The sequence below is a fragment of the Arthrobacter sp. Soil_N43 genome, from assembly GCF_057655195.1.
The window spans coordinates 1-9,358 of sequence record NZ_JBDGML010000052.1; the positions used below are offsets into that span (position 1 = coordinate 1).

The window sequence follows — 9,358 nt, forward strand, 5'->3', positions numbered from 1 at the left end:
CCTGCTGCGTCCGACGTCTACCCCCGGGGAATCAAACTGGGGGTAGACGTGGGCACTGTCCGCGTCGGCGTCGCCATCTGCGACAGCGACTCCATCCTGGCCACGCCCTTGAAAACGCTCGACCGCAATCCGAAAAAGAACTCGGACGTCCGGGTCATTGCCGCCCTTGCGGCGGACCGCGGCGCGGTGCAGATTTTCGTCGGCCTCCCGAGGACCATGAAGGGCGAAGAACACTCTTCCGCCCGCATGGCCACGGAGTATGCCCAGCTCCTTGCAGAGGAGCTGCACCGCGCCGGGCTGGACGTTCCCGTGCACCTCGTGGATGAGCGCCTCAGCACGGTAACCGCGCACCGACACCTGCACGAAGCTGGCATGAGCAGCAAAAATCACCGTAAAGTGGTGGATCAGGTTGCTGCTGCAGGGATTCTGCAGCACGCCATCGACATGCAAAAAGCCAGGGGAACGGATGTGGGAAGCCGCGTACGCGCGCTTCCGCAGCCGGGGCTGTCCGGAGACGCCGCAGCGGATCGTGCGCAGGCTGTCCCGGAAAAAGACACGCAATCTTCAGAAGATGGAAGGCTACAGTGAGCCCGGTCAATAGCGACGACTCCTCCGGCAGGAACTTCAGGGGTGGCGGACGGCCGCTGACGCGCAAGGAAATCCGTGCCCGGGAGAAGTCCCTCACGGCGGACTCCGGGGACCTCGTGCCTGAACAGGCCTACGAGTCCGGGAACGACGCCCCGGAGCTTCCCGACCGCCGCCCGGCGGTACCGCAGACTCCAGTGGCGGCCCCCGCGTCGGCCCAGCCGCGGGTTGAGCCGACCGTTCCGGGGACGGCTGCGGGAGCGGCTTCGTCGCCGGTCCCGTCGCCTGATGCGGTGGCACCCACCCTCGGCGTCCCGCTGGCTCCGCCCGCTCCGCCGACCATCCAGGAACCGGCGATCCAAGAACCGACAATTCAGGAGCCGGCCATCCAAGAACCGAAGATTCAGCAGCCGGCCTCCGACGCGACCGGTGACGCCCATGGCGCGCACGCGGGCGTTGACCCCCATGCTGCCGACCACCACGCCGCGCACCGCGCGGCTGCCCACAGTGCCGCCGCCCACAATGCTGCTGCCGGCGAGCAGGGGACCGTTGATCACGCAGACGCCGTCCACGAAGCTGACCATTCAGACGCTGCCTACGCAGACGGCGGTTTCGGGGAGCCGGCAATGCACGCCGATGAGGCCCACCACCATGCGGCGCCTGTCGGCGTGGACTACGAGGCGTACCACCCCGACGCCCATCATGAAACTTACGAGGACCATGAGCCGTACGAGGACCAGGCGATGGGCCATCAGCTGCTCGGCAGCCCCCAGGGCGTGACCACCCCGGCCCGCCCCTCCAAGAAGGTCCGCAGGCGGCGCCGCCTGGTGGCGCTCCTGCTCACCTTGGCCCTTTTCGTCACGGCCACCGTCGTCGGTGCCCAGTTCCTGAAGCCGCTGCTCGGCACTAACAAGCCCAGCGATTACCCGGGACCCGGCACGGGACAGGTTAAAGTGTCGGTTCAGCCCGGCGAAGGACCCGTGTCGGTGGCTGCCAGGCTGGAAGAAGCCAAAGTCGTGGCCAACGCGGATACGTTTGTTTCCGCGCTTGCCGCCTCGGGGGGCACGCTGTCTCCCGGCGAATACGACTTCAAGCAGGAGATGAAGAATTCCGACGCGGTGGCTGTCCTGCTGAACGAGGAACAGGCCAAGGTCATGTACTTTGCGCTCAGCGCCGGACTGCGGATCAGCGAATCGCTGGAGGCGATCTCCGAGGGCTCCGGCATCCCCGTGGCGCAGCTCAAGTCGTTCAGTGATTCCCCGCAGCAGTTCGGCCTGCCGGCCAAGGCAAAGAACCTTGAGGGCTACCTCGCCCCGGGCGAACACCGGTTCCCACTGGGATCCACGCCCAAGGACATCCTCACGCAGCTGGTCAAGATCACCCAGGACGAGCTGAAGGCCCAGGGCGTCACCGACCCGGCCAAGCAGTATGAGGTCGTGACGGTGGCGAGCATCGTCCAGGCCGAGGGCGGCCAGGCTGAGTACAAGGACGTTGCCGGCGCCATCTACAACCGGCTCAAGCCCAACAACACCGAGACGGCCGGGCTGATCCAGTCCGACGCCACGGTCACCTACGGTTTGGGCAGGAAAAGCTTCCACATCACCGAAGAGGAAAAGGCGGACAAGTCCAATCCGTACAACACGTACGCGAACCAGGGACTGCCCGTAGGTCCCATCGGTTCGCCGGGCAAGACGGCCATCGATGCTTCGGCCAAGCCGAACCAGAATGAATACATGTACTGGGTGACGATCAACCTGGACACCAAGGAGACGAAGTTCTCCAAAACACTGGCGGAGCACCAGCGTTATGTTGATCAGTACAACGCCTGGTGTGAGGCCAACCCCGGCCGTTGCGTATGAGCCGCCGGGCGGCCGTCCTCGGGCATCCGATCGGCCACTCCAAGTCTCCTGCCCTGCACCTGGCGGCGTACGCGCAGCTGGGGGAGGACATCGGTTACAGCGCCATTGACGTGACCGAGGAATCCCTTCCGGCGTTTATGGCCTCCCTGCGCGGTGAGGAGGGCTGGCGCGGGCTGTCCGTCACCATGCCCCTGAAGAAGGCCATGGTCCGGGAAGTCCATGAAATCCGTGGCGTGGCCCGCGTGCTCGGCGTCATCAACACGGTCGTATTCGACGGCGAAGGCGGTTCCGCCAGGCGAATCGGCTACAACACAGACGTTGCGGGTATCGTCAACGCACTCCGCAATGCCGGAGCCGCCGAGACTCCCGCCGCTGCGGTGCTTGGTGGCGGGGGGACGGCGGCCGCTGCTGTGGCTGCGCTGCAGGAGCTCGGCGCGACGTCCGTCGACATCTACGTCAGGGACACCGGCCGGGCGGCGGAAGCGAGGGCCGCCGCCCGTGGGCTGGCGATGGATATTGCCGTCCGCCCCCTGACTGAAGCTGTCACCGGTATGTTGGCCGCCGACGTCGTCATATCCACGCTGCCGCCGCGGGCCGCCGACGGAATGGCGGCTGAACTGGAGCAGCGGGACCGGACAACGGAGGGTGTCCTGCTGGACGTCGCCTACGACCCCTGGCCCAGCCGCATCGCAGCCGCGTGGCAAAAGGGCGGCGGAAAAGTGGTGCCCGGACTCGAGATGCTGCTCTACCAGGCAGTCGAACAGGTCCGCCACTTCACCGGCCGCGAGGATGCCGCCAGCGCCGAAGTCATAGATGTGATGTGTGACGCAGTCGGGGCACCCCGACGCGTCTTCTGACCGCCCTACGTGGCAGGATGGATTTTATGTTGCGTTGGTTGACTGCCGGTGAATCCCATGGCCCGGCCCTCGTCGGAATTATCGAAGGCGTCCCCGCCGGTGTTGAACTCACCAGCGGGCAGATCGCCGATGCCCTGGCACGCCGCCGCCTCGGTTATGGCCGCGGTGCCAGGATGAAGTTCGAACAGGATGTTGTCACCATCCTCGGCGGCGTCCGCCACGGCATCACCCAGGGCGGCCCTGTCGCCATCCAGGTGGGCAACACCGAATGGCCGAAGTGGGAGCAGATCATGTCTGCCGATCCCGTTGACCCCGAATCACTTGCAGACCAGGCCCGCAACGCTCCGCTGACCCGTCCGCGGCCGGGGCACGCCGACTTCACCGGGATGCAGAAATACGGTTTCGACGAAGCGCGGCCCGTACTTGAGCGTGCCAGCGCCCGCGAGACCGCCACCCGTGTTGCCATGGGGACCGTTGCCGCGCAGTTCCTGAAGCACCTCGGCATCGAACTCGTGAGCCACACCGTCTCGATCGCCAGCGTCGCGGTCCCCGAGGGCCGGCCCCTGCCCGTCCCGGACAACGTCATTGCGCTCGACGCCGACCCGCTGCGCTGTTTTGACCGCGAAACCTCGGATGCCATGGTGGCCGAGGTGGACGCCGCGCACAAGGAAGGCGAAACCCTGGGCGGCGTGGTTGAAGTCCTTGCCTACGGGCTCCCGCCGGGTCTCGGCAGCTACGTCCACTGGGACCGCCGGCTCGATTCACGCCTTGCCGCCGCCCTCATGGGCATCCAGGCCATCAAGGGCGTGGAAGTGGGCGACGGGTTCCGGACGGCCGCCCGCCGCGGCTCTGCCGCGCACGACGAAATCGTCAAGGATGCCGACGGCAGGATCATCCGCACCACCAACCGCGCCGGCGGCATTGAAGGCGGCATGAGCATTGGCGACGTCCTGCGTGTGCGGGCCGCCATGAAGCCCATCGCCACGGTGCCCCGCGCCCTGAAGACCATCGATATCAGCACCGGCGAGCCCGCCAAAGCCCACCACCAGCGCTCCGACGTCTGTGCCGTCCCGGCCGCCGGTGTCGTGGCGGAGGCCATGGTTGCCCTTGTCCTCGCGGAAGCCGTCACCGAGAAGTTCGGCGGCGACTCCGTGGCGGAGACGGCCCGCAACATCCGGGGCTACATCGAGAACATTCCGGCGTCGCTGGACTCGATCGGACAGTAGTGCCCCTCAGCAATACGCCCCGCACGGGGAACAGGCCAGTCGTGCTCATCGGTCCCATGGCAGTAGGGAAGTCGGCGATCGGGCACCAGCTTGCACAGCAGCTTGGTGCGCCGTTCGTGGACACCGACGCTGTGATCGTGGAGAGCCACGGCTCCATTGCCGACATTTTCGCGGGGCGCGGCGAGCACGCATTCCGTGAAATCGAGGCGCGGACGGTGGCGCGCGTCCTCGAAGAGGCGGCCGGCACGTCCACGGTCATCTCACTCGGCGGCGGATCCGTGCTGGATTCCGGAACCCAGCAGCTCCTGGAGCGCTGTATCGTGGTGTACCTCGAATGCGATGCGGATACCGTAGCCGCCCGGATCGCCAGGAATTCCGGACGCCCGCTGCTGGCCGGCGACGGGATCCGCCGCTGGAAGGCGCTGTTCGCCACCAGGAAGCCGGTCTACGAGCGTCTGGCAGACATCGTCCTGGACGTCCGGCGCGGCTCTGTGCCGGAGCTGGGACGCCGGCTCGAGGCAGTGCTGCGCGCCTACCCCGGAGGGATCGCCGCAACAGCGAACGGCACAACGACAAACGCCATCGGGACCAGCACCGCGGCAGACCCCGCCACGGAAAAAACACGCGCGGCAGACACAGCCGCGAATACGGCGGCCAGCAACATCCCGGCCGCGAAACAGGAAGTTGAAAAGTGAGCGAATCAACTGTCATCAAGGTCACCGGCGAATCGGCCGGGGACAACTACGACGTCGTAGTCGGGCGCGGCCTGCTCGGCGCCCTGCCGGAACTGCTCGGCGAACGGGTCCGCCGCGTCCTGGTCATCCATCCGCGGGCCCTCCGCCTCACGGGCGACGCCGTCCGGGACGAGCTGGCTGCAGCAGGCTTCACCTCGCTCACCGCGGAAATCCCCGACGCCGAAGAAGGCAAGCACATCCAGGTGGCCGCATTCTGCTGGCAGGTGCTGGGGCAGAACGACTTCACGCGTTCTGACGCCATCGTCTCGGTCGGCGGCGGGGCCGTCACCGACGTCGCAGGCTTTGTTGCCGCCACATGGCTCAGGGGCGTCAAGGTCATCCACATGCCCACTAGCCTGCTGGGCATGGTGGACGCCTCCGTGGGCGGCAAGACCGGCATCAACACGGCCGAGGGGAAGAACCTGGTGGGTGCCTTCCACCCGCCCGCGGCCGTGCTGGCGGACTTGGACACGCTGAACACCCTGCCGAAAAACGAGCTTATTTCCGGCATGGCGGAGGTCATCAAGTGCGGCTTCATTGCCGATCCCGCCATCCTGGACCTCGTGGAGCAAAACCCCGCCGCCGTAACCGACCCGCAGTCGGACACCCTGCGCGAACTCATTGAACGCGCCATCACCGTGAAGGCCCGCGTCGTGTCAGAGGACCTCAAGGAATCCGGGCTGCGCGAAATCCTGAACTACGGCCACACCCTTGGCCACGCGATCGAACTCGTGGAGCGCTATTCCTGGCGGCACGGCGCCGCGGTATCGGTGGGCATGATGTTCGCCGCCGAACTGTCCCGCAGCGTGGGCAGGCTCGGGGACGCCGACGCCGACCGCCACCGCAGCATCCTGGAGTCCCTGGGACTTCCCGTCACCTACCGCCGCGACCGCTGGCAGGGCCTGCTGGACGGCATGCGCCGCGACAAGAAATCACGCGGAGACCTCCTCCGCTTTGTGGTGCTCGACGGAATCGGCAAGCCCGGCATCCTCGACGTTCCCGATACGTCGCTGCTCTTTGCCGCCTACCAGGAGATCGCGTCCTGATGGGTGACGTCACAGGCGAGACCATTGAGTGGCCCGACGGCGGCTTCCCCGGCATCCGGATCAACCCGGAAGGACTGGTTCCGGAGATCACCGGGCCCGAGGCGTGTGCCGCCGCGCTGGAGGCGTCCACCGATCCGGCAGACCGCGTGTTTGTCCTGCTGGTGGAGGGTCACGCTTCCGACGCCGCTGAACTGCTTGCCGAGGCGCGCTACAAGGATCCCGAGTCGTTCCGGCTGCGGGCCTTCGAGGCTGAAGTACTGCGCGTCTCGCACCGGTATGACCCTGCCGTCGAGCTCTTCAAGCAACTCCTCGCGGAGGTGGCAGGAACGCCCAACGAGGCCCTGGTGCACCAGTACCTCGGCAGGACCCACTTCGCTGCGGGAAACATCGGCGCTGCGGTGGAGTCGTTCACCCGGGCGCTGGACCTGAGGGTTGAACAGTCGGCGGATGCCGCGCTGATCTATTCCTCCACGGTGGCGCTGCAGCGGGCACGGGACGTGCTCGACCTGGCCTCCTGATTGGCGCTGCGGGACCGGGCTGACAGGGCCGGCCCACATTTCCGCTAGAATGGTTCTTGGATTTTTGATAAATACACGCTGGCGGGCCGTTCGGCATGCCGGCTTGGCATACACGGCTGGCGGCTAGAAGCAGTCAGATACAAACCAGAGGAAACCAGTGGCAACCACAAACGACATCAAGAACGGAACCGTCCTGAAGCTTGAGGGCCAGCTCTGGAACATCATCGAGTTCCAGCACGTCAAGCCAGGCAAGGGCGGCGCGTTCGTTCGCACCAAGATGCGCAACGTCATGTCCGGCAAGGTGGTCGACAAGACCTTCAACGCCGGCCTCAAGATCGAGACCGCCACCGTGGACCGCCGCGATTACCAGTACCTGTACCAGGACGGCGCGGACTTCGTTTTCATGGACACCCAGGATTACGACCAGATCACCGTCTCCGGGGCCACGGTGGGCGACGCCACCAACTTCATGCTGGAAAACCAGATGGTCAACATCGCCATCCACGAAGGCACCCCGCTCTACATCGAACTTCCGCCGAGCGTAGTCCTCGAAATCACCTACACCGAGCCCGGCCTGCAGGGCGACCGCTCCTCCGCCGGAACCAAGCCGGCCACGCTTGAGACTGGCTACGAGATCCAGGTGCCGCTGTTCGTTGAGAACAACACCAAGGTCAAGGTCGACACCCGCGACGGCAGCTACCTGGGCAGGGTCAGCGAGTAGTGAGCGCCCGCGGTAAGGCCCGTAACAGGGCACTTGAGGTCCTCTTTGAGGCTGAGCAGCGCTCCGTCTCCGCGTTCGACGTGCTGCGCGCACGCCGCGAGAGGACCGACCAGATCGTCAACCCGTACACGCTGGAAATCGTCGAAGGCGTAGTTTCGCTGCAGCCGGCCATCGATGAGTTCCTCGAGACGTACTCGCAGGGCTGGACGCTCGAGCGCATGCCGTCGGTGGACCGCATCATCCTGCGCATCGGCACGTGGGAACTGCTGTACAACGATGACGTTCCCGACGGCGTCGCCGTCAGCGAAGCCGTTGCGCTGGCCAAAACTCTCTCAACGGATGAGTCGCCGTCGTTCATAAACGGCCTGCTCGGCCGCCTTCAGCAGCTGAAGCCTTCGCTGTTGGCCTGACGCCCGTAGCTCCATTCAAAACAGCTGCATGCAAAAACCCCGGCCAACCTGGCCGGGGTTTCTTGCTGCTAGTGCCCGACGGCGGCGCGCAACGCCACGAGGTGGTGCAGCTGCTGCAGCTCGTCCTGCTGGTGCTGGGCGACGTCCCGGCCGCTCAGGATTCGCTGGCGGGTAAACGCAAGCTGTGTAGCCGCCTTCACGAAAGCCTTCATCTGCGGGCCCCGGTTGTAGGCGCCGGCCCAGCGGACCGCCTGCCTCCTGCCGCCCGCCGTGGCCAGCATGCCGACCTCTGCCGGCGTGAACCAGCCGGCTGCGGCGTATTCACGCAGCCGCTGGCGGGTGAGCCGTGTCTCGGCGACCCGCAGGGCCACGATACAGCCCACGGCCAGCAGGAAAATGGGGACCTGGACCAGCACATACTGGGCCAGGAAATCCTGCCCCATGCTGTTCCAGCGGTTGTGCAGGACCATGGCGGGAATCAGCCCCACAGCGAACCCGGCCACAGAAACGCCGGAATGCCAGCGGCGTGCAGCGAAGCCCATGATCAGGCCGGTTGTTCCGGTGAAGATCGCGTGCGCGAAGGGCGACATGACACCGCGGAGGAAGAAGATCTGGGCGAGGTCGCTGCCGGGCGTGCTGGACTCTGCGATGGCCCGGCCGAAGTAGAGGATGTTCTCCGTGAAGGCGAAGCCGCCGGCTATGGTGAAGGCGAACACCACGCCGTCCACGGGACCGTCGAAATGCTTCCGGGCGAGCAGCAGCAGGAGGAGCAGCCCCAGGGATTTCGCGAATTCCTCCACGACGGGGGCCTGGACGGTGGTCATGAAGTCCCGGAAGGACGCCTCGTCGGACGTGGGTGCGGCAAGGGCGAAGACCGGCTGGATCAGCAGCGTCACGGCGATGGACACAGCCGCGCCCCACGTAAACGCGAACAGCAGCAGCCGTTTCGGCTCAGGTTCCCAGCGGTCGATCACGTACACGGAGAAGAGCACCGCCGCGAGGGGGATCAGCGAGGCGAAGAATCCGATGGCGAAGCCGGTGATGCCGGTGTTGGCCAGCAGGAACGGCACTACCAGGAATAGGCTCACGAACGCGAGGATCCCTCCGCCCACCACCAGGGACAGCACTCCGGGCGAAGGGCGGGCTGCGACGGTCGACGCCGACTCGGGCATGACCTGGACCACCGAGCCGCCGCCGTGTCCGGGAGCGGGCCGGTAGTCCTGCTGGCGGACATGGCCCATCCAGCTGGGGTTCGTCTGCTCATGGAACTCCCACTGGGGGTTCCCGGGGCGGTTTCCGGACGGTCCGGGCGCGGGCTGCTGCGGGTTCATGGACATAGTCACGAGCCTAGCGGCAGAGGCGCGGCGCGGATGTGACCGACGACGCCTTCCGGCGGGCCAAT

At 66.2% G+C, this 9,358-nt stretch carries 9 protein-coding genes and 1 pseudogene; 9 read left to right on the forward strand and 1 reads right to left on the reverse strand.

Annotated features, from left to right (window positions below; translation table 11 throughout):
• The 9 genes and pseudogenes from ruvX to nusB form a co-directional block, all read left to right on the forward strand.
• On the forward strand, window positions 1-588 hold a 588-nt coding region (gene ruvX, locus AC3A3W_RS03950), incomplete at its 5' end, for a Holliday junction resolvase RuvX (RefSeq protein WP_487440572.1).
• Window positions 585-2,444, forward strand: a complete 1,860-nt coding sequence (mltG, locus tag AC3A3W_RS03955) for an endolytic transglycosylase MltG (protein ID WP_487440573.1) — start codon at window positions 585-587, stop codon at window positions 2,442-2,444. The genes ruvX and mltG, both read left to right, overlap by 4 nt.
• Complete coding sequence (locus AC3A3W_RS03960) at window positions 2,441-3,301, forward strand: shikimate dehydrogenase (protein ID WP_487440574.1); 861 nt, start codon at window positions 2,441-2,443, stop codon at window positions 3,299-3,301. The genes mltG and AC3A3W_RS03960 overlap by 4 nt, the downstream gene beginning before the upstream one ends.
• A gap of 26 nt (window positions 3,302-3,327) precedes the next feature.
• Window positions 3,328-4,527 carry a chorismate synthase gene (gene aroC / locus AC3A3W_RS03965; protein WP_487440575.1) on the forward strand — a complete coding sequence of 400 codons (1,200 nt, stop codon included), beginning with the start codon at window positions 3,328-3,330 and terminating at the stop codon, window positions 4,525-4,527.
• Between the two features lie 56 nt (window positions 4,528-4,583).
• Window positions 4,584-5,057, forward strand: a pseudogene (locus AC3A3W_RS03970) (shikimate kinase); the annotation flags it as partial.
• A gap of 161 nt (window positions 5,058-5,218) precedes the next feature.
• On the forward strand, window positions 5,219-6,307 hold the full coding sequence (gene aroB / locus AC3A3W_RS03975; RefSeq protein WP_487440576.1) for a 3-dehydroquinate synthase: 1,089 nt from the start codon (window positions 5,219-5,221) through the stop codon (window positions 6,305-6,307).
• Window positions 6,307-6,825 carry a tetratricopeptide repeat protein gene (locus AC3A3W_RS03980; RefSeq protein WP_487440577.1) on the forward strand — a complete coding sequence of 173 codons (519 nt, stop codon included), beginning with the start codon at window positions 6,307-6,309 and terminating at the stop codon, window positions 6,823-6,825. Before aroB ends, AC3A3W_RS03980 begins: the two co-directional genes overlap by 1 nt.
• Before the next feature lie 157 nt (window positions 6,826-6,982).
• Window positions 6,983-7,546: an elongation factor P gene (gene efp / locus AC3A3W_RS03985; RefSeq protein WP_056635236.1), complete on the forward strand. Its 564-nt coding sequence runs from the start codon at window positions 6,983-6,985 to the stop codon at window positions 7,544-7,546.
• Window positions 7,546-7,956 (forward strand): transcription antitermination factor NusB, encoded by a 411-nt coding sequence (gene nusB / locus AC3A3W_RS03990; RefSeq protein WP_487440578.1) that lies wholly within the window; start codon window positions 7,546-7,548, stop codon window positions 7,954-7,956. Before efp ends, nusB begins: the two co-directional genes overlap by 1 nt.
• Window positions 7,957-8,024: 68 nt before the next feature.
• Here nusB and AC3A3W_RS03995 read toward each other — a convergent pair whose 3' ends face one another.
• A complete protein-coding gene (locus tag AC3A3W_RS03995) occupies window positions 8,025-9,293 on the reverse strand; it encodes a PrsW family intramembrane metalloprotease (RefSeq protein ID WP_487440579.1) in 1,269 nt (422 codons plus the stop codon).
• Window positions 9,294-9,358: the final 65 nt, after the last annotated feature.